General features: G+C 49.7%; 20 protein-coding genes. 12 read left to right on the top strand and 8 right to left on the bottom strand.

Going from position 1 to position 20,826, the window contains the following annotated elements; genetic code table 11:
- Positions 1 to 17: 17 nt before the first annotated feature.
- Positions 18 to 1,157: an NAD(P)/FAD-dependent oxidoreductase gene (locus tag HQN79_RS05220; RefSeq protein WP_173284746.1), complete on the bottom strand. Its 1,140-nt coding sequence runs from the start codon at positions 1,155 to 1,157 to the stop codon at positions 18 to 20.
- A 258-nt stretch (positions 1,158 to 1,415) separates the two neighbouring features.
- On the opposite strand from HQN79_RS05220, the gene cobU reads away from it, so the two are divergent.
- From cobU to HQN79_RS05240, 4 genes are all read left to right on the top strand, one after another.
- Positions 1,416 to 2,012: a bifunctional adenosylcobinamide kinase/adenosylcobinamide-phosphate guanylyltransferase gene (gene cobU / locus HQN79_RS05225; protein ID WP_173284748.1), complete on the top strand. Its 597-nt coding sequence runs from the start codon at positions 1,416 to 1,418 to the stop codon at positions 2,010 to 2,012.
- Between the two features lie 32 nt (positions 2,013 to 2,044).
- Positions 2,045 to 3,190, top strand: a complete 1,146-nt coding sequence (locus HQN79_RS12040; protein ID WP_173284750.1) for a nicotinate-nucleotide--dimethylbenzimidazole phosphoribosyltransferase — start codon at positions 2,045 to 2,047, stop codon at positions 3,188 to 3,190.
- Complete coding sequence (locus HQN79_RS05235; protein ID WP_173284752.1) at positions 3,180 to 3,776, top strand: histidine phosphatase family protein; 597 nt, start codon at positions 3,180 to 3,182, stop codon at positions 3,774 to 3,776. The genes HQN79_RS12040 and HQN79_RS05235 overlap by 11 nt, the downstream gene beginning before the upstream one ends.
- A gap of 66 nt (positions 3,777 to 3,842) precedes the next feature.
- Positions 3,843 to 4,667 (top strand): adenosylcobinamide-GDP ribazoletransferase, encoded by an 825-nt coding sequence (locus HQN79_RS05240; RefSeq protein WP_173284754.1) that lies wholly within the window; start codon positions 3,843 to 3,845, stop codon positions 4,665 to 4,667.
- A gap of 37 nt (positions 4,668 to 4,704) precedes the next feature.
- Here the strand turns inward: HQN79_RS05240 and HQN79_RS05245 are convergent, their stop codons facing one another.
- On the bottom strand, positions 4,705 to 5,655 hold the full coding sequence (locus HQN79_RS05245; protein WP_173284756.1) for a 1-aminocyclopropane-1-carboxylate deaminase/D-cysteine desulfhydrase: 951 nt from the start codon (positions 5,653 to 5,655) through the stop codon (positions 4,705 to 4,707).
- A 263-nt stretch (positions 5,656 to 5,918) separates the two neighbouring features.
- Between HQN79_RS05245 and HQN79_RS05250 the strand changes: the two genes are divergently transcribed.
- A complete protein-coding gene (locus HQN79_RS05250; RefSeq protein ID WP_173284758.1) occupies positions 5,919 to 7,142 on the top strand; it encodes an ammonium transporter in 1,224 nt (407 codons plus the stop codon).
- 168 nt (positions 7,143 to 7,310) lie between these two features.
- Complete coding sequence (locus HQN79_RS05255; RefSeq protein WP_173284760.1) at positions 7,311 to 9,677, top strand: Lon protease family protein; 2,367 nt, start codon at positions 7,311 to 7,313, stop codon at positions 9,675 to 9,677.
- Positions 9,678 to 9,846: 169 nt separating this feature from the next.
- Here the strand turns inward: HQN79_RS05255 and HQN79_RS05260 are convergent, their stop codons facing one another.
- Positions 9,847 to 10,386 carry a DUF2062 domain-containing protein gene (locus HQN79_RS05260; RefSeq protein WP_173284762.1) on the bottom strand — a complete coding sequence of 180 codons (540 nt, stop codon included), beginning with the start codon at positions 10,384 to 10,386 and terminating at the stop codon, positions 9,847 to 9,849.
- Between HQN79_RS05260 and HQN79_RS05265 the strand changes: the two genes are divergently transcribed.
- From HQN79_RS05265 to HQN79_RS05290, 6 genes are all read left to right on the top strand, one after another.
- On the top strand, positions 10,385 to 13,123 hold the full coding sequence (locus HQN79_RS05265) for a DNA internalization-related competence protein ComEC/Rec2 (protein ID WP_338065245.1): 2,739 nt from the start codon (positions 10,385 to 10,387) through the stop codon (positions 13,121 to 13,123). The two genes, HQN79_RS05260 and HQN79_RS05265, sit on opposite strands and share 2 nt — an antisense overlap.
- 42 nt (positions 13,124 to 13,165) lie before the next feature.
- Positions 13,166 to 14,179 (top strand): tetraacyldisaccharide 4'-kinase, encoded by a 1,014-nt coding sequence (lpxK, locus tag HQN79_RS05270; RefSeq protein WP_173284766.1) that lies wholly within the window; start codon positions 13,166 to 13,168, stop codon positions 14,177 to 14,179.
- Positions 14,180 to 14,232: 53 nt separating this feature from the next.
- On the top strand, positions 14,233 to 14,433 hold the full coding sequence (locus HQN79_RS05275) for a Trm112 family protein (protein ID WP_173284768.1): 201 nt from the start codon (positions 14,233 to 14,235) through the stop codon (positions 14,431 to 14,433).
- Between the two features lie 38 nt (positions 14,434 to 14,471).
- Entirely contained in the window at positions 14,472 to 15,242 is a 771-nt protein-coding gene (gene kdsB / locus HQN79_RS05280; RefSeq protein WP_173284770.1) for a 3-deoxy-manno-octulosonate cytidylyltransferase, read from the top strand.
- A 36-nt stretch (positions 15,243 to 15,278) separates the two neighbouring features.
- Positions 15,279 to 15,485 (top strand): hypothetical protein, encoded by a 207-nt coding sequence (locus HQN79_RS05285; RefSeq protein WP_173284772.1) that lies wholly within the window; start codon positions 15,279 to 15,281, stop codon positions 15,483 to 15,485.
- A 201-nt stretch (positions 15,486 to 15,686) separates the two neighbouring features.
- Entirely contained in the window at positions 15,687 to 16,007 is a 321-nt protein-coding gene (locus tag HQN79_RS05290; RefSeq protein WP_173284774.1) for a DUF3817 domain-containing protein, read from the top strand.
- Between the two features lie 62 nt (positions 16,008 to 16,069).
- Here the strand turns inward: HQN79_RS05290 and HQN79_RS05295 are convergent, their stop codons facing one another.
- The 5 genes from HQN79_RS05295 to HQN79_RS05315 are packed head-to-tail and all read right to left on the bottom strand — an operon-like array spanning position 16,070 to position 20,807.
- Positions 16,070 to 16,969 carry a cobalamin-binding protein gene (locus HQN79_RS05295; protein ID WP_173284776.1) on the bottom strand — a complete coding sequence of 300 codons (900 nt, stop codon included), beginning with the start codon at positions 16,967 to 16,969 and terminating at the stop codon, positions 16,070 to 16,072.
- A 16-nt stretch (positions 16,970 to 16,985) separates the two neighbouring features.
- Positions 16,986 to 17,927 (bottom strand): adenosylcobinamide-phosphate synthase CbiB, encoded by a 942-nt coding sequence (gene cbiB, locus HQN79_RS05300; protein WP_238843432.1) that lies wholly within the window; start codon positions 17,925 to 17,927, stop codon positions 16,986 to 16,988.
- A complete protein-coding gene (locus HQN79_RS05305) occupies positions 17,905 to 19,014 on the bottom strand; it encodes a pyridoxal phosphate-dependent aminotransferase (RefSeq protein WP_173284778.1) in 1,110 nt (369 codons plus the stop codon). The genes cbiB and HQN79_RS05305 overlap by 23 nt, the downstream gene beginning before the upstream one ends.
- Before the next feature lie 48 nt (positions 19,015 to 19,062).
- On the bottom strand, positions 19,063 to 19,698 hold the full coding sequence (gene cobO, locus HQN79_RS05310) for a cob(I)yrinic acid a,c-diamide adenosyltransferase (protein WP_420824491.1): 636 nt from the start codon (positions 19,696 to 19,698) through the stop codon (positions 19,063 to 19,065).
- A complete protein-coding gene (locus HQN79_RS05315) occupies positions 19,695 to 20,807 on the bottom strand; it encodes a mechanosensitive ion channel family protein (protein WP_238843433.1) in 1,113 nt (370 codons plus the stop codon). Before HQN79_RS05315 ends, cobO begins: the two co-directional genes overlap by 4 nt.
- Between the last annotated feature and the right edge of the window lie 19 nt (positions 20,808 to 20,826).

Below are 20,826 nucleotides of genomic sequence, written 5' to 3' on the forward strand. Positions count from 1 at the left end.
TTTGCGTGTTGTAGCAATTAGCGGTATTGACGCAGATAAAGACCTTCGAAAATCCGTTTGGCCCAGTGGAACAGACGGCAAGGCGGTAGCAGGGTTGTGCCTTTTTCGGTGCGTTTGATCAGAATGCCGTGTTTAAGCGTATCAACAATACAGATCAGTTCGTGTTTAAAGGCTTGGTAGTCGGTTTGACCATTAAGTTCTTTAGTCAGGTTCTGTGCCGCGGCTGTCGCTTGCAGATCGGCTGCATGAGCCTGTTTCGCCTGCCAGTCCGGTCCGGGGAAACTGCCCGCATCACCGGCAACATAGGTTGCCTGATAACCTTCAACCTGAGCAAATTGATTGGCGGTAATCATTCCGCCGGCTGATTTCGGTAGTTCGCTGTTTGGCAACCAGGCCGGGCCGGTCATGCCCGGCATAAACAGAATCAGATCCGCAGCGAATTCTTCGCCTTCAGTTTTAACCAGGTTCGCTTCAAATCCCTTCATCTTATGACCCAGTTTGGTTTCGATGCCTTTCTTAGCCATCATTTTGGTAATGTTTGCCGGAACCTTGTCGCCCAGACGTTTACCAGGCTGAGCTGCCGGGTTGAAGAAAATCAGTTTGAATTTGTCGCGACGTCCCTGCTTACGCAACAGGTTGTCGATACCGAACAGGAATTCGAACATCGGCCCACCGCGCATTGCCGAAGGTTCATTCGGATTGCCGCCGAAACCAATCGCAATGGTACCGCTGTCCATTCCATTTAAACGGTCACGGATTTTTTCGGCTGCCGGAATGCCTTCGCACGGGGTAATCGCATGTTCGATGCCGGGAAGTTTCTTAATGAAACGGCCGCCGGAGGCGATAATCAGACCGTCATTGTCGAATTCGCCCGCATCGGTTTCGACGGTGCGTCCACCGTTGGTGATGTTTGTTACCGACGCTTTGACGTGTTGGATATTGTTTTTGTTGAAGAAATTTGTCAGATCAATGCGCAGATCGTCACCGTTGCGCATACCGGATGGTATCCAGATCAAACTCGGTAAATAGATAAATTCTTTCGATGGAGAGATGACGGTGATCTCTGCATTCGGGTTCAGTTTCCGCAGTTGCTTCGTGGCGGTTAAAGCGGCAAAACCGCTTCCCAGAACGGTTAATTTACGGTTGTTTGCTGACATAAAGTAATCCTTTTCTTCGAATTTTGTGTGCAAAATAAATACGATTTATTTTAGATTAAAAAAGTTTATTTACTGATAACTTATTTTTATTCTGGTTTCAAAGCGGGGCTTATTGTTTACTTAACAGTGTTTGAACGGTTCGTGTTTGAGTCTAAAACAAATGCACTTTAAAAAAAGTGCCTGATAGCAAAAGATTTGCTTGTTATTGATTTAGAATAAGCGCCTTCAAGCGTTTATTTAAGGTGAGACTGGCTTAGCATGATTCATCTGATTTTAGGGGGTGCCCGTTCCGGGAAAAGTGCCTATGCGGAAGGACAATCCCTGAGTTGGCAAAAGCAAAACGAGGCGGAAAACAGGGCGGCGGAAGTGGTCTATCTGGCGACGGCCAAAAGTTCTTTCCGTGATGCCGAGGAACAGCAGGAACACGAAGTGTCTGTCGATCAAGAGATGTTGCAACGGATCGAACATCATCGAAATCGTAGACCGGAGGACTGGCTGACCCATGAAGAACCGCTTCTACTGGCACAGGCGTTGCAGAAAATTGAGCATCAGGCTTTGGCGAGTCAACGTAAGACGGCGGTTTTAATCGATTGTTTAACCTTGTGGATGCTGAATCTGATTGATGCGGATTGCCGCGAAGAACAGAGTGAACGTTTTTTGCAGCAACTTGAAGCCAGTCGCCTGCCGATTTTTATCGTCAGCAACGAAGTCGGGTTAGGTGTTGTTCCTCTGGGCCGGCTCAGTCGAGAGTTTGTCGACGAATTGGGTCGTTTGCATCAGGAAGTGGCCAAGCGGGCGCATAAAGTGACCTTCGTTACCGCGGGCTTACCGATGATTTTAAAAGACAGTCAATAAAAGTACACGAGAATTCAATTATGGAAGCAAACATGCAACGTTTTTTCTGTGCCAATCAGGATCTGGACGAATCGTTTATCGAGGCGGCTTTTCTGCATCAGCGGCAATTGACTAAGCCGGAAGGTTCGTTAGGGCGCCTGGAAGAGGTTGCGATTCGTCTGGCCAGTCATCAACGGTGTACTCAGCCAGAGGTGGTAAAACCTTGGATTTCGGTATTCGCAGCCGATCACGGTATTGTCGAAGATGGGGTTTCAGCCTATCCGCAAGCGGTTACGCAGGAAATGGTTAAAAATTTCAGTCGCGGGGGCGCCGCAATCAGTGTTTTGGCCGAATTTTCGCAGGCCGAGTTCGAGATTGTGGATGTCGGTATCAAAGAAGATCCAGCGCCGCTGGCGCATCTGCTTTCCGCGAGAGTTGCAGCCGGTACGCAGAATTTTAGTAAATTGCCGGCAATGAGTGAACAACAACTGTTTGCGGCCTTGAGCGTCGGTGCTGATGCTGCCGAACGAGCCAGGAATGCCGGAGCAGACCTGTTTATCGCCGGTGAAATGGGGATTGGTAATACCAGCAGTGCTGCTGCAATGACAGCCGTACTCAGTGGTAAAGCCGTTAGCGAGGTGGTTGGGGAAGGCACCGGAATCAGCTTTAGCCAGAAAAAACAGAAAGCGCAGGTTATCGAGCAGGCGATCAATTTGCATCGTGAGCATTTGACTTCGCCTTTACGGGTTTTGCAATATCTTGGCGGGTTCGAGATTGCGGCGATGACCGGCGCCTATATTCGTTGCGCGCAATTGGGCCTGAGCGTCGTCGTCGATGGAGTGATCGCTTCTGTCGCCGCCTGGGTCGGTGATTTTGTCAGCCGCAACGAACAACTTCTGCGCTGTCAGTCAAGCGAGGAAATGCTTGATCTGGGCAAATATTCAATGCCGGAAACAATATTCTGTACCTGCGGTTCTTGTCCGCGTCTGGTGGAGTGGTGCTTTTTTGCCCATCTGTCAGCGGAGCCGGCGCACGAAGTAATTCTGGAAGCACTCGGCGTTGAACCTATGCTGCAATTTGAAATGCGTCTGGGCGAGGCTTCGGGTGCGGCTCTGGTCATCCCTCTGTTGCGGCAGGCGTGTGCTTTGCATAACCGCATGGCAACCTTCGAGCAGGCCGGGGTCAGTAGTGCGGATTGATCTGATCCGTCATGGAGCCTGCGAAGATGACGTATTTTTGCGTGGTCGCACGGATTCACCTCTGAGTTTGGAGGGCGAAAACCAGATGCGGCAGGCGCTAATCGGTTTGCCGGAACCGTGCCAAATAATCACTTCACCGGCGAGCCGTTGCCGGTTTTTTGCGGAGCAGCATTTCAAGCATGTTTCGGTTCGTCAGGCGTTGGCGGAAAGGGATTTCGGAAGCTGGGACGGGTTGAGTCTCGATGAAATTCGCGCGCACTATCCGAAGCAGTTGGAGGCCTATTTCGCTGATCCATTTGCCGACGACATTATTCCGTATGGCGAAAATTTACCTCTTTTCGAAGCGCGTGTCGTACAAGAATGGGATCGCTTGTGTCGATCCGAGTGTGACCATCTTTTGATTTTTAGCCACTCCGGAGTGCAACGGATGGTATTAAAACGGATATTGAAAATGCAGAATGAAGCCTTGTTCAATCTTAAGATCGGTTATGCAGCACGCCTAACCTTTGAAGTGACACGTGTCGATGAGGCCTGCTTTACGCATCTGGTCGAAATGCGTCAGAATGAGCATGCGGGCGTCGCTTGATTGCGGGTCGTACAGTGTTCTCGAACCATCTTCGGAATTGACATTTCAAACGAGTCGAACTTATTTATGCGTCATTTTTTTCGTGAACTCTGCCTAAGTTTACAGTTTTTCAGCCGTATTCCTTTCAACTTCGCTTGTTACAGTGAGCAACGTCAGACACGGGTTCTTAATTATCTGCCACTGGTCGGACTGCTGTTTGCCGGATTGTTGAGCGCAGCAGTCTTGTCGATTGCCTTAATGGATTTGTGGCTGGCGGATTTGAGCGGCCGTGAGCATTTCTTTTCCGCCGCAGAGGCTGCCTTCGTGGTTCTTGTCGTCTGGCTTGGCTTGAGCGGTGCTATGCATCTTGACGGAGTAGCTGATAGTGCCGATGCAGCCATGGGGAGTTTGCGGGATCCGGAGAAGGCGTTAAGGATTATGCACGACAGCCGGATCGGTACTGCGGCGGCAGTTGCCTTAGTTGTTGTACTGCTTGGTAAATGGATATTGTTACAACAGTTAATTGAGATTTACTGGCAGGCGCGGGATCCTTTTTTCTGGATGCCGATACTGCTTTTGGCGGCGAGCGTGATTATGGCCAGAATTGCCCCTTTGGTTCTGGTGAAAACGGCGCCCAGTGCGACGCGAACCGATATGCATCAGGCGATGTTTGCCGAGGTTTCCTGGTGGTCGATCGGCATCTACGGAGTCGCGATGTCTTTAATGCTGTTATGGATGGTACCCGGTGGACTGTCTCTATGGGGGGCGCTGCTACTTGTTGTGCCGATGATTGCGGTTTTTGCCCGGCGCTTAATCGGCGGGCTTAACGGTGATTTGCTGGGGATGGCGATCGAGTTAAGTGAACTGCTTTTACTATTCGTTGGTTTAGGGCTTTTACGTCTGAGCGTTTAGGGTGGTGTGCTGTAACCCTGGACGATAGATCGTCCTTTCAACCCACACCTTGCAAACCTCCTGTATGTAACAATACAACTACAGAGTCTTTGCTAATTTCATGATTTATAAGGTCTTTCCAAAAGCAATGAAAGGCTTTGGCCGTATACACCGGTTCGATTGGAATCCGGAACTGCGGCCAGATTTCCTGAATGAATTGTTCCAGTTCCGGGTCGGTTTTGGCATAACCGCCGGCATGACAATTCTGTCGTAATTGCCAGCGATTGCTTTGCTGTGGCTGTACTGTGGTGATCCACTGAGCAATCTGCGGCATCAGATAATCACTGTCATTAATCGTGGCCACTCCGTTGAGTATTCGCCGTATATCGTATTGCGAATAGGCGCTGAGTCCGGCTAAAGTGGCGCCGGTTCCAACCGCGCAGTATAAATTCGTCCACTGCGGGCATTGTTGATCCAGTTCTTCAGCCAGACTTTGAAAGCCCTGAACGGCCAGTTGGTTGGATCCGCCTTCAGGAAGGATATAGGCATTTTGTGGATCAAATTGCGGATCGACAAAATCCGCTAATTGTTCAGCGTAATTCTGTTGCAGGAGTGACAAAAAGTCATCGCGAGTTTTAAGCCGGTAGTCCGGGCGCCGGATAAAAACCAGATGCATGCCGTTTCTTTGCGCTTCAACGAGCGTATGACTCCATTTGGCCGGGTTGGCTGCTAACTCGTCACCGCGAATGACACCGATTGCCGGAATCTGGAATTGATGTGCGGCAGCTGCTGTGGCTGCGATATGATTCGAGTAGGCGCCGCCAAAAGTTAATAAAAATTTTTTATCGCTGTTACGGAAGTGTTTTAAGTTTAATTCGAGCTTGTATAGCTTATTTCCTTGAATTAATTCATGATTAAGTTCTTCTCTTTTGACTAGGACGCGAATTTTATGTTCGTTGAACAGCGGGTGTTCGATAGGTTGCAAAGGTGTGGTTTTGTGTTTCAGCATGTGGGCTTCTGGTAAAATTGTCGGCCTGACAAAGCGTTAGCCGTTGCGAAAAATCCAAAGAAAATTTTATTGTAAAGGTCGGGCAGACGCCACTGCTTATCCAATGAATGTTCGCATGAAAGTTTGGCGAGCATTATGGATCGACTTTTAACGACTTTTGACAGTAAGCAATAAGCAAGGATGCATTGGATACGTCTTCCGGCGGCGAATAAAAAACGCTCATATTTAAATTGGATTACATTTAGTTTTAGCCAGAGGTTTCTATGGAACAACTTACCACCAGTCTGGATGTGCTCTTTATCTTACTGGGTGCTATTTTAGTTTTATTCATGCATGCGGGTTTCGCTTTTTTGGAAGTCGGAACGGTGCAACATAAAAATCAGGTTAACGCCCTGGTAAAAATCATGAGCGATCTCGGCGTTTCGACCGTCGCTTATTTCTTTGTCGGTTACGGTATCGCCTACGGCGTCTTTTTCGGCTTCAACATGGACGGTCAACTGACTCAGGCGATGACCGAAAAATCCGGTTATGAACTGGTGAAGTTTTTCTTTCTGATGACTTTTGCCGCGGCGATTCCGGCAATCGTTTCCGGCGGGATTGCCGAGCGCGCCCGTTTTTACCCGATCCTGGCGGCGACCTTTCTGACAGTTGCTTTTATTTATCCGCTGTTTGAAGGAATCAGCTGGAACGGTAATTTCGGATTGCAGGCGTGGTTGGAAGATCGTTTCGGTGTCGGCTTCCATGATTTTGCCGGATCCATTGTCGTTCACGGCGTCGGAGGCTGGATTGCATTGGCTGCGATGCTGGTGATCGGTTCTCGTAATAATCGCTACGCCAAAGACGGTTCGATCCGTCATGTTTATCCGCCATCAAGCATTCCTTTCCTGGCATTGGGGTCGTGGATTCTTGCGGTCGGCTGGTTCGGTTTCAACGTCATGTCGGCGCAGGCGATCGAAGGCATTCAGGGATTGGTGGCGATGAATTCACTGATGGCAATGGTCGGTGGAATTTTGGCGGCGACCTTTATTTCCGATAAGGATCCGGGCTTCGTGCACAACGGACCGCTTGCCGGATTGGTGGCGATCTGCGCTGGTTCAGATATCGTCAGTCCTTTGGGCGCTCTGGTAATCGGTCTGGTAGCCGGTGCTTTGTTTGTTAAGGCATTTACCTGGACGCAGAAGAATTTGAAAATCGACGATGTGCTTGGCGTTTGGCCTCTGCACGGTCTTTGCGGAATCTGGGGCGCGATAGCGGCCGGTATTTTTGGTTCAACTGCCTTGGGCGGTCTGGGCGGAGTTTCCCTGATGTCTCAGCTGGTCGGTATTCTGGCTGGAGTTGGCATCGCATTTATCGGTGGTTATCTGGTGTATGCCTTGGTCAATATGTTTGCTCCGATCCGTATGAACGAAGAAGAGCAGTATCTGGGTGCGGATTTGACTTTCCACAAAATTCACGCCAATCCGCCGAAAGAAGATTTTAATCGTTAAGAGCGTCGCTCTTAATCCTGCGACCCGATGAATCGGGTCGAACTTCGTATGAACCCGCCGTTGTTGCGGGTTTTTTGTTATAGTTGTCATAGTTAAGTTATCCCCCGAAAAATAGATCAATCTTCAGCGCTCTTCACCTTACGGCGCTTTTCTAAGTAAAGAAACTTTATGGAAAAACTTTCAGTATCGCAGCTCTATCGCTACACCCACCTCGAACCGAACAGCTTCATTGTCAAAGAAAACTCTTCACGCGATAAGGATCTGCTGGCCTTTATGCAGCATTTTCATCCGCGCGCCTATCAGTCGTTAAATTTCGGTCTGCACCTGAAACGGAATCAGAACCACATTTTTATTATGGGTGAGCCGGGTGTTGGACGTATCGGTATGACCAAAGCGATGCTGAAGAAGATGGCACGTAAAAAAGAGATGCCGCAGGATGTTGTACTGGTATCCGATTTCTCCGAAGCGAATAAGACGCAATATCTGTACTTTCAAGCGGGGCATGGACACGCCTTTAAACAGGCGGTAGAGAGTTTTATCGCGCAACTCAAAACGCAGCTGCCGATTCTGTTCGACGGCCATGTCTATCAGCTGAAATCGCAACAGTTGGAAAATGACCTGGCGGATAAGCAGCAGGCGATCCTTCAGGAAGCCTTCGACATCGCCGAGAGCAAAAGCATTGAAGTGACGCAGTCGGAGAACAGTTTTATTCTGACGGCCATTATCGACGGTAAACCGTATCGCAGTGCAGAGCTGAAAAATCTGGATCAGTCCATTCAGATTCATTTCGAGCAGGCTTTCGAAGAGGTTGAAGAGGCGCTTAACCGTGCTTTGACGCATTTTCCGTTCTTGCAGCATGAATTTATGGATGCCGGCAAACAGTTGAATACGGATTTCGCCAAAGAGCATATGGAACCGATGGTTCAGACGCTGAAAATGGAGTTTGGAAAAAGCGAAGAGATTTGCGCTTATCTGGAAGATCTGCAAAATGCGGTAATCAGTAAACTGCACCTTTTCTGGGATCAGAGCGGTGATCGGGTGACCTCCAGTAACAGCAATGCCAGTATGGACGAACTTCTGGCTGAGCAGCAGTCGCTGTCGATTTTCGAGGTCAATCTGTTGGTTGATCATCGCGACTTGCAACACGCACCGGTCATTTACGAGCAGAATGCGACGATTCCGAAGCTGTTCGGTTATGCGATTAATTCGGCACAGGCTTCGGCAACCGATACCGTAACCTTGGCAATGAGCCATCAGGCGGGCTTGCTGCAGCAAGCCAACGGCGGTTATCTGTTGTTGAATATCCAGTCGGTATTGAAAGAGCCGGAAATCTGGTCGCATCTGAAAGCGGCCTTAATGAGTAAGCGTATTTCCTTCGAGATTCCGTCTTCAAGTGCAGTGGTGCCGTATCATCTGCCAGATTTCCCGTTGAACCTGACGTTGGTTCTGGTCGGTCAAGCGGCGCATTTCTATGCACTACAGGAGCTGGACGCTCAGTTCAGCCGTCTGTTCAAAGTTCAGGTCGAGTTTGAAGCGGAACTGAACCGGACGCAGGAACATGAACTGGCGATGGCGCGTCAACTTGCTTCGGAAGTCAACGAGTGGAACGATCTTGAGGTTGATGTCAGCGCTTACGAAAGACTGATTGAGTACGCATCGCGGATGGCTGAAGACGAAAACCGTCTCTATACAAACAAAGCGATTCTGCGTGATGTTCTGGCCGAAGCGAATGCTTATGCCCGTGCTTTGGATCAGGACGTAGTCAATCGCGAGATTATTGAAAAAACCATTGAGCAGCGCGATTTCCATACCGGATTGATGGAAGAGTATTACCACCGTGCCATCACCGATCAACAGGTTTTGATCTCGACGATCGGTACCCATATCGGAATGGTTAACGGTTTGACGGTTTTGACCGTTGGGCGCCAGTCATTCGGTCAACCGGTGCGTATCACTGCGCAGGCTTCGGCAGGGGATGAAGGGGTCGTTGATATCGAACGTGAAGTCGATATGGCCGGTCCGATCCACTCAAAGGGAATGCTGATTCTTTCGGGTTATATGCGCGGACGTTTTTTGAAACGCAAGGCGATGGGCTTTAGCGGATCGATCGTGATGGAGCAATCCTACAACGGCATTGAAGGGGATTCCGCTTCCTCTGCTGAATTGCTGGCTCTGCTTTCTTCTATCGCCGAACTGCCTATGCGACAGGATATCGCCATTACCGGTTCGATTAACCAGTTCGGTGAGATCCAACCGATCGGCGGCGTTAATGAAAAAATCGAAGGTTTTTACAAAATCTGCTCAACTCGCGGACTGACCGGCAAGCAGGGCGTGATTATACCTAAAGCCAACGCCAATCATCTGATGTTGAATCAGCAGGTTCGTCAGGCGGTGGCCGAAGGGAATTTTTCGATCTATACCATGACGCATATTGACGACGCTCTGGCATTATTGAGTGGTAAGAGTGCCGAAGAGGCCAACAAGCTGGTGATCGAAGCACTTGAAGAGATGAATGCCAAAGAAGACAGTGAATAAACCCTCTTCAGATTAAGTTGCGGCGGTACCTCTAGCTGCTTGAAGCCCCGAACGAAATAAATCCGTCGTTCGGGGCTTTTTTATTTTTAAAGGGTATTTTGATTTAGTGCAGGTGTGATTATGCAATGAAATTGTGTTTTAATGGGATTTTAAGTGGTGCGTTAAGTATTTACTTGTCTGTGTTGCGTTTCTGCAAAGCCTTTCTGCAGCGGCTTTGCCAGAGCTTGAGGACGTGGCGGCGCCACAGGAAATGAATGCTGAAGTAGCCGGTAACGCCAAGTACGAGCCCGACGACGGTGCTACCGAGATACAGAGGTTGCCATAATTCGCCTAAAACTTCGGTGAGCCAGTGCCAGCTTAATTCAAAATGAAGTTTTGCCGTGGCTTCCTGGCCGAGGAGTAGCGACCCGATCTCGTAGTTGAAGTAAAAAATCGGTCCCATTGTGAGGGGATTGGAAATCCACACCAGAGCAATACTCAAGGCAAGGTTGGCTCGGAAGGTGATTGCAAACAGTGCAGCGATGATCATTTGTGACGGCACGGGGATCGCCATCCAGAAGAGTCCGATAAAAAACGCCTTGGCAACGGAGTGTCTGTGCAAATGCCAGATATTGGGATTGTGCAACCAGGTTCCGAGCCAGCCTAAACCTTTGAGTTTTTTAACTTTTTCCGGGCTGGGGATATAGCGTTTAATAAGCTTTTTAGGCATGATTTACTATTTTGTTATCGGTTTTATTTCGGCCGTTACCCTATTTTACGCATTGGCAGAGCGTCCGAGTAGCTTTATCGCAATCTGTGCGGCGATTATAAGTCTGCTGATTATCGTTTTTACTGTTTACTATCAAGTTCGTAGGTCAAAGACGAAACCGGACGCAGGTCTTATTAAAAAATCCGGGGCAGCATTGAATTTGTGCGCGGGACTTATTATAGGTTTCAGTTGGGCATTTTGGCAGAGTTTTTTTTCCTTAAACTTGCCAGAAAATGCCGCCGGCGAGCATTTTTTGGTAAAAGCCGAAGTGTTACAACTTGAGGTTTCACCGCAAGTGACGGAAAACGTCTCAAGCGAAGCGGCTTTGGAGCGCGTTAAACTCAGTTTACGATTACAGGCATTACAGCCGGTCGATTCACTGTTTTCGGATAGCGAAGCAAACAATGAATCGTCTTACCGCAGGTATCCGTTTATGCAGCCGCGGGTGGAGACAACGCTGTATCTGCGTCCTGATTCGGCAAACAGCGCATGGTTTTCCAAGCATGCTTTGCCGCAAGTCGGAGAAACCTGGGTTTTCGCGATCAAATTGAAATCAATTCATGCTTCGCAAAATTTTCTAGCCAGCGATTATGAAAGCTATCTGTTTCAGCAGGGCGTTGCCGCTAAAGGTTACCTTCCCGAATACCGTGTTGAGGAAAGGGTGCGGTTTACAAACTGGATTCTACAAAATTGGCCGGTATCTGATGATTATGTGACTACCGGCATTCGCGCTAAGACATCCTTTGCTATGCGGGTCTCGCAGGCGTCGTTATATCAGTGGCGCCCATGGCGTCAGAAATTACTGGATCGCTTTACCGAGCGGCTCGGATCTTATGAATATTGGCGTATTTACCGAGCCTTGCTTTTCGGCGAAAAAAGCATGATGACCGATGATGACTGGCTCCTTCTGCAGGAAACTGGAACCATCCATCTGATGGCCATTTCCGGGCTGCATATGGGAATCATGGCCGTGCTCGGCGCACTGCTTTTTAAAGGATTGTGGTGGTTCGGCGTGTACCGGATGGCGTTTATTAATCTGCCTTTCTGGATGGGCAGCGGTGCAGTTTTTTTTGCCAGTCTTTATCTGTTGTTGTCCGGCCTGTCCATTCCGACGCAGCGGGCCTGGTTAATGGTGACCAGCGTACTGCTGTTTCTTTTTCTGCAAAGACGCTTTCAGCCCTGGAGTGCGCTGGCAATAGCCGCCTTTGCTGTGGTTTTGTATGATTCGCGTTCGGTATTGAGTCCGGGATTTTGGCTCTCCTTTACGGCAGTGGCATTGATCTTTTGGGTTCTTCCGAAAATTAAAATGCATTCGCGATGGCAGCAGTTGGTCGTTATTCAGACGGTTCTAACGATCGGTCTGGCGCCGCTTTTGGTGTGGCAATTTCATCAACTGCCGCTGCTTGCCTTTTTGGCTAATTTAGTTGCGGTACCGTTGGTTTCGCTGCTCGGACTGCCTTTACTGTTTTTTAGCAGTATTCTGAGTCTGATTTCGGTTTCCATAGCAACGCCATTTCTGATGCTGAATGACTGGCTCTGGCATGGATTATGGCTCTATCTTCTGAGTCTTCAGCAGTGGCAGGGAAACCTGAATCTGCAGTTGTTTACCGGTACGAAATCGCTGTTATGGCTGTGCGCGGTTTATCTGTTGCTGTTTTCTGTGTGGCAACTGTTAACTTGGATAGCAAAATATCGACAGCGCCCCAAAATCCCGTTTCGGTCGGCAGATGGTGTGCCGAGCGTCAGCCGTATCAGTCTTGATCAAGCGGTACAAAGGCCAAGTGTATTCAAAAATGGAATCTGGGTTTTGTTGCTGCTTATTTCCGTTGTCTGGCTTGGTATACACTCGGAAGAAGAGGAATTGCTGTCCGGCGAGTTTGAATTGACCGTATTTGATGTGGGTCAGGGAATGTCTGCGGCGATAAGAACCCGAAACCACCTGCTGGTATATGATACCGGACCGCGATGGGGGCGTGTCGCCGCCGCGCAGTTTGCGCTGCTTCCCTGGTGGCGTGGTCACTCTCAACCATTAATCGATAAGCTGGTTGTCAGTCATTCGGACAGTGATCATGCCGGCGGTCTGGAATATTTAACCGGGCATTTACCGGTCAAGCAATTGCTGAGCAGCCAACTCAAGATGCTTTCAATTCCGCAAAATCTGGATTCGCAGCACTGTGTGAGTGGCATGAACTGGCAGTGGGATCAGGTACACTTTGAATTTCTGTCTCCTCAAAGTGCTAAACTCTCCGATCGGACGGTCAGCGATAACGACCTGTCCTGTGTTTTGCGTGTAACGAGCGGAGCAGGGGGAAATGCCAAAAGACTGCTCATCCCCGGTGACCTGAGCGCTCGTGGCGAATTTGAACTTCTGCATCGTATGGGGAAAAATTTGGGGGCGACGGAGATTCTGATCGCCGGACATCACGGCAGCCGACACTCCTCTTCCGAGAGTTGGTTAAAAAGACTCGATCCGCAGGTGGTGATTTTTTCCGCCGGCTACCAGAATCGCTTTGATTTTCCGAATGATGAGCTCTTGCAGCGTCTGCAGCGTTTTAATCCGGCTGCTCAACTGTATAACACTGCTTGTTCCGGGGCAATGCTGTGGCGGGTGTCGCCGAATAAAATCGAATTGATAGATCAGGCACGCAGAACGCGTGCAAAATGGTATTATCAGCGCTGTTCTGAAACGATAAAGTGAGGATACTGTCTTGATACGCTCGATGCGATTAAAGGAACCGAGGTGAGTTGGCCAAATTTCTGGTACAAAAAGAATTGGTTGTCGGGTCTGCTCTGGCCGGTTTCCAAGCTGGTCTGCCTGGAAGCCGAGCGCCGTTTGAAAAAGTTCAACCAAACCCGGCAGGCTGACGCCCATGGCGCGAAAGTGATTGTTGTGGGGAATCTGGTTGTTGGCGGCAGCGGCAAAACCCCATTGATCATCTGGCTGACCCGGGCTTTGCAGCAGCGCGGCTTGAAAGTCGGGATCGTTAGCCGTGGCTACGGCGGGCAAAGCCAGACCTGGCCACAGGCCGTTACCCCGGAAAGTAATCCTATTCTGGTCGGAGATGAACCTTTGCTGCTGGCCAAGCAATTACAGGTACCGATTGCTGTCGGTCCGAAAAGGGATCAGGCAATTGCGCTGATTGAAAAAGAGCAGGCTTGCGATGTGATCCTCAGCGATGACGGTTTGCAGCATTTCGGTATGCAACGAGACATTGAACTGGTTGTCGTCGATGGCGAACGTCAGTTCGGTAATGGTTGGTGCCTGCCGGCGGGGCCGCTAAGAGAGCCTTTACAGAGAATCACCGCAGTCGACGCGGTGGTAATTAACGGCGACAATCAGCTGAAGGTCAAAAACAGTCTGCAGAAAAAATTGCCACCGCGATACGGAATGCAACTCAAACCGACGGTTCTGAGAAATCTGCTGAACGATAAGGTGACGCTGGCGGTGGAGACCTTCTCCGGACAAGAGGTCAATGCCATTGCCGGGATCGGTAACCCTAAGCGTTTTTTCGACACGCTCGAACCCTATGTCGCCAAACAGAACAGACATCCTTTCAAGGATCATCAGGCCTATAACCGCGATGACCTCAAAGGCTTCGATCCGCAAAAACCGCTGATTATGACCTCTAAAGATGCGGTAAAATGTCTTCCCATTGCTCAACAGCTAAATGCGAAGAACTGGTGGGTTTTGGAAGTCGAAACGCAAGTCGATAACGAACTGTTGACTCTGATTTTGCAGAAATTGCAGAATTGATGGCGTGTTTATTGTCCGTTAACCCGCCGTGAATAAAGAATAAAGAGAGAATTATGGATCCTAAACTTCTGGAAATTCTGGTCTGTCCGGTCAGTAAAACCAAGCTGGTGTTCGATAAGGAACACCAGGAATTGATTTCAACTTCGGCCAATCTTGCTTATCCCATCCGTGACGGTATTCCAATTCTTCTGGAAGACGAAGCGCGTCAAATCAGCGCCGAAGAAGCGGAAAAGTATCGTAAGCAGAAAGCATAGTTTTTCTTCAGGCAAAATAAATTTCTAAAGGACTCAGAATGTCATTTGTGGTGATTATTCCCGCTCGCTTGCAGTCAAGCAGACTGCCGCGAAAGCCGCTTATGGAGATCAATGGCTACCCGATGGTGTATTGGACTTGGATGCAGGCGAAAAAATCCGGTGCCAGTCGTATTATTATTGCGACCGAATCCCACGAGGTTGCCGACGCATGCCACGCATTCGGTGCGGAGGTCTGTATTACCGGTGAGCATCACCAGTCCGGTACCGAACGGATTGCCGAAGTGATCGAACTGAGTCTGATCGGTGACGAGCAGATCATTGTCAATGTTCAAGGTGACGAGCCGATGTTGCCTCCGGAGTTGATTCATCAGGTCGCTCAGGGGCTGGAGGAAAACCCGAGTGTGCCGATGGCGACCCTGTGTGAAACCATTGATTCGGCGCAGGCACTATTTGATCCGAATGCGGTTAAGGTCAGCCGTGACGCAAACGATTTTGCCCTGACATTCAGTCGTGCACCGCTTCCATGGGCGCGCGATGAGTTCGCTCAGAACAAAGAACATTTGCCTTCATGCAACCTCTATCGTCGACATATCGGACTGTATGCTTACCGTGCAGGATTTGTAAAACGCTATGTAGCTTGGCCGGAGTGCGAGTTGGAACAGATTGAGAAGCTTGAACAGTTACGGGTGCTGTGGCACGGCGAAAAAATTCTCGTATTGGATGCTTTGATGGATGCCGGTGTCGGGGTGGACACGGAACAGGATCTGTACAGAGTCCGTCAGCTTATGGCGTCCGGAGTCGGAGCATAACGGCGAATCAGCGCACAATAGGAAACGCTTTCTTCTATGCTTAAATATATTACGCTTCTGGCGATTATTTACTTTTTCTACTGGCTGATAAAACACAAGATCCGCCAGCGCAAACTCGAAAGCCAGGGCTATCAGATCGAGCAGCAGGGGATGCGCCCGGTAACGATTCTCAGTATTGTACTGGTTGTGATCTACGGCGGTTATCTGCTGTATTATCTGGCAACCGGTGGCGAAAACAGTTGATTTTGTTGATAATTCATTCTTATTGATGGATAGAATTATTAAATATCAAGGGTTTCTTAAGAATCCGCTATTGGCTTTTGTTTTTCGATCTTCATAATAAGTTGTAATTCAAGGTGATCCGCAACGGTGACTTGCTGTCTCCGTTTCTGTTAAGGACAAGGCGCGATTATCGACATTACTTCAAGATGCAAGGATCGTGTTATGCAGTCGAGTCAAACCAGTTCAACCAGTAATTTTTCTATTTTGAAAGTGGCCGCCTTATTGGAAGGGACTTCCCTGTTACTGCTATTGTTGGTTGCCATGCCAATGAAATACGCCATGGGAATCCCAGAGGCGGTTAAGATTATCGGGCCGATTCACGGTGTGTTGTTCGTACTCTTCAATATCGTATTGTTTACCCATGCCATGAAAGGGCATCTCGGATTCTTCAGCACCATGAGCGGTTTTTTCGCTTCCTTTATTCCTCTTGGAACCTTTATTTATAAAGCAAAGGTCTTGAAGCCGAAAAGCCGTTTCGCTTAAAGTGATATTTCTACTCTCCTAAAACAGACGCCGCCACTCGAATTTTCGGGTTGCGGCGTTTTTTATTGCCACGCTGCAACGCCACGGCGATCGCGTGCTTGTTCCAGCAATGCGCACAAAGGCGCGAGAGCGTCGATAAAGCGTTCGGTAGGTCGCTGGTAGAGGTCGTTGTTCAGTTTATAGACGCTAGCGTCTTTCACCGCACGAACTTCCGGATACTTTTGCCAAGCCTGATACCAATCGTTCTGGAAGGCTTTCTGTCCTCCGAGAAGGATGACTTGCGGATTGCGCAGAATAACCGTTTCCAGCGAGACCTGTCCGGTCAAATTACCCAGATCGTCGAAAATATTGCGCCCGCCGCACAGCTCGATACCGAGACTGATAAACTGATTTTTGCCCATGGTAATCAGCGGTTTGTTCCAGATCTGATAAAAAACCGAAACCGCTTCACTGGAGGCATATTTTTGCCGTAGTTCGGCAAGCTGTCTACGCAGCTGACGGGCTTTCAGGTCGGCGGTTTTTTGCGTTCCGGCCAGTTGCCCAATTCGGGCGATCAGATCCGGAATGTCCTCAAGAGTTTCGATCTCGGACTCATGCAACCTGAAGCCCAGTTTTTCCTGCAACGCCTTGAGACGCTGAAGATCCTGCAAACGGTTGCCGGAGCGCCAGGTTAAAATCAGATCGGGCCGCATTTCGACAATCCGTTCCAGGTTGATCGCATTATAGCTGCCGATAATCGGTAAGTTTTGTGCTTCGGGCGGGTAGTCGGAATAGTTGACCACGCCGATCAGTTGCGCGCCAGCTCCGGCCGAATAGACCATTTCCGTCAGGTGTGGAGCCAGTGAAATGATTCGCGGCGGATGAGATTCTTCCGCAGTGTTTTGGGATGCAGCATGGGGGGATACAAGCATTAACAGAATCAAACTGCAGAGCTTAACCAAGTCGGCGAGGGTCAACGGCATAAAGCATTCCTTTGTTTTAAAGATGATAACAGAGTGCGCCAAGCGCTACACAAACGGAAATGAGCGTCAGATCGATTGCATTGCGGCGTTGCAGGGCACACTGCAGATGCTCAGGCGTAATGACTGGGTTGTCGTGCGGGCGTCCGAAATAGGCTTTTTCTTCAAGCTTTCCAAAATAAGCGGTCGGCCCGCCGAGGCGGCAGCGACAGGATAACGCCATGGCGGTAATCGGGTGTCCGGCATTCGGGCTTTTGTGCTGTCTGCCATTAGTATAGAACGACCAGAAACGCCACTTCCGGTTAAGCAGCATTATCAAAACAGCACTGATGCGCGCCGGAATCCAGTTGGCCAGATCGTCGATGCGCGCCGAGAACTTCCCGAATTTTTCATAGCGTTCCGTTCGATAACCGACCATTGAATCCAGGGTATTGACGGCCTTATAAAAAACGATGCCCGGCAGTCCGAATAGAAGCAGAAAAAACAAAGGGGCAATCACGCCGTCGGAGAGGTTTTCCGCATAGGTTTCGATCGCTGCCTTATAGGCATCGGCATGACTCATGGATTGAGTGTCTCGGCTGACCAGCATTGTCACGGATTCCTGTGGCTGAGGGCTGTGTAGAACCGTATTGACTGCGTCGTAGAGCATTCTGTGCGCCAAAAGCGTGGATGCCAGTGCTGTTGTCAGCAGAAAAGCAAGCCAACCGGGCAGCATCTGCACCATCCATACAGTCAGAAAGGCTGCTGTTAGCGCGATTGTCAGCGTCGCAAGCCAAAGCAAGACACCGCGACCAAAGGAATCGGCATACAAACGCTGTTCAAACGCGCTGATAAATCGGCCGATCAGAACGACCGGATGGCTGCGCTGCAGAAATTCGCCAAAGAGCCGGTCGATTAACAGTGCGCCGGTAGCAATAGCCGCATTCATCGCTATCCAGTTACAGAGTGTCGTGTCCGGCATACTGCTTTTCCATATTCAGTCGGCTCAAGGCGTTAAGCGCCTTGAGCAAGCGGATGTTATCGGGAGGGGATTTTATCGCCAGACGGGCATGGTATTCACTAAAACCGAAACTCTGTACGGGGCGGATCAGTATTCCTTCTGTTGCGAGGTACTGTTGGACGCGACTGACCGGCAGCGTAAAACGCAGCAAGACGAAATTAACGTCTCCCGGATAGAGCTTATCGACAATCGACAGTTGGGCGAGTTTCTGTAAAAAAACCGGCTTGACCGTTTCCAACCAGTGCCGGGTAGTGAAGATATGCCCCGGATCCTGTAGCGCCTGACTGAGCCAGAGTCGATCCAAAGAAGAGATTGGCCACAGTTGCGGCAAAAATGCCTTTGTTTGCGCCGAGCCGCTGAAGAGAGCGCCTATGCGTACTCCCGGACAGGCATAAAATTTGGTCAGAGATTGGATAACAATCAACTTCGGATAGCGTCTCAGCCATTGGCGGAGGCTGAGTTCAGTGGCGAAACCGATAAAAGGCAAAAAGGATTCATCGACCAGTAGCCAACTGTTTTTTCGATGTGCGTCCTCAAGCAGTGGCAGCAACTTATCCGGCGGCAGATAGGTACCCTGCGGCGTTCCCGGGTTAACTATGACCACCAGCCCGTTTTGCGGCAGAGGCATGCTGTCTTTATTCCATTGACTTGGGCAGCAGCGGTATTCAATCACCTCTTTACTGTATACCTGCGCAGCCCTCTGGTATTCGCCGTATATTGGTGTGAAAAGAACGCTGTGCTGCGGACGCAGAGATGCAAAAAGTTGGTGGATTGCCTGAGTGGCTCCGTTACTTAAAAAAATCTGTTCCACTTCAAGCGAAAACCGTTCAGCCAGTAGAGGCTGCAACGGGGAGAGGGAATTGTCCCGTTCGGGAGGGTAGTGAAGGAGTTCCGACTGGGCTTGCTGTTGCAGGCGCTCCCAGTCTATTTTCGGCGTCTGAGGATTAATGCTGGCAGAGAAATCCAGTACCTGGTCGAGTGCCAGCACGTTGTGTTCGGCAAACGCAAAGACCTGGCCGCCATGTTCGCAAGATGGTTGCTCAATCACGGCCTTAGTTCCGCTGCAAGGTCTCATGCGGATCGCCAGTCATCGCCATTAATAGTCGATCCCTTTTTGCGCCTTGATCCCGCTTTTATAGGCGTGTTTGACATCCTGGACTTCGGAAACCGTATCGGCCAGATCCTTAAGTTCGGAAATGGCGTTTCGTCCGGTCACCACGACATGCTGCATTTCGGGTTTTTCCGATAACGTATTGAGGACCAAGTCTTTGTCGAGATAGTCGTAGCTGAGCAGATAGGTTAACTCATCCAGTACAACCAGATCATAACTCGGATCGCTCAGCATCTGACTGGCGACTTCCCAGCCGCGTTCCGAGGTGGCAATATCACCGCTGCGATCCTGAGTGTCCCAAGTGAAACCGTCGCCAAGTACATGCCAGTCACAGTTGTCGTAAGCACCGAAAAATGCTTCTTCACCGGTATCGGTTCGACTTTTGATAAATTGACAGACGCCGACTTTCATGCCGTGGCCGAGCGCACGGCCGACCATGCCGAAGGCCGATGTCGACTTGCCTTTGCCGTTACCGGTAATGACCAGCAACAAACCTTTCTCGCTGTCGGCGCGGGCAATGGCCGCATCAATCTGCGCTTTCTTTCGTTCCATGCGAATCTTATGGTAATGCTCGCGTTTCTGTTCACCACTCATCTGGCTTAGATCGGGCTTGTCGCTCATTGTTCATCCTTGTCTTGCAAATCAGCGATTTTCCTGTCTGCTGGCAGCGATTTGATATACAGATCGTGCTTGCTGTAAGGAATTTCAATTCCTTCCTGATGGAACCGTTTATAAATCTGGGTGTTCATGCTGTCGATCACGCGACCACGGATTTCCGGATCGGAAATCCATATCAGGACTTCCAAATCGAGACTGGAAGCGCCGAAACTGCGAAAGCGTACACGCGGCTCCGGCTCAGCACAAACTTCGCTTTCCGCCAGAGCAACTTCCATCAATACGCGCTTTACCTGATCAATATCGGAGGTGTAGGAGACGCCAACCGGTACGCGTACCCGCGAACGGATATCGCGGCCGGCACTTTCATTGATGATCTTGCCATTGGCGATAATCGCGTTGGGAACATTCACTTCCAGGTCATCGCGCGTCAGAATCCGTGTCGAGCGCAGACCGATATGGGTTACTTTACCGCGTTCACCGGAGTCGATCACGATATAGTCCCCGATCTTGTAAGGGGAGTCGGCAAGAATAAAAACACCGGAGAGCAGATTGGCGATGGTGTCTTTGGCGGCGAAACCGACGGCGATCCCGATAATCCCGGCAGAAGCCAGCCAGGCGGTCATATCGATATCCCAGGTGATAAACAGCAGGTAGACGATCAGCAGAATAATTACGACCGAAGAGATGTTCTGCATTAACGGCAGTGTCTGCGGCTTGATAATCGATCCTTGCGCATTAAGTGCGCTGAAACGCTGTAAATAGAATTGCGAAGAGCGGTAAAAGAACTGTCCCCAGATCAGGATGTCGATGCTGCGGAAGAGATCATGGAGCAAGCCCAATTGGCGCTCGCTGAGCGAAAACAGTATCAGGATATTGCCAAGCGCAAACAACAGGATCGAAATACTTAACGGATAGCGTAACCCTTTAAGAACAAAGTGGGTGACCGGGTGTTCAGCGGCGAGAAAGCGATGTTTTGCCAAAGAAGAGAGTGTGAAATTTCCGATCAGCAGGATTACCAGTGCGACCAGGCCGATCATGAACGCATCAACCCAGATCGAATTCATTGTCAGAAGTTGCTGCAAGTTTTCCCAGCTGAATTGTTGATCCGACATTTTCTCTCCCTTGAAAACA

Source organism: Thiomicrorhabdus xiamenensis (genome assembly GCF_013282625.1).
Lineage (GTDB): Bacteria > Pseudomonadota > Gammaproteobacteria > Thiomicrospirales > Thiomicrospiraceae > Thiomicrorhabdus > Thiomicrorhabdus xiamenensis.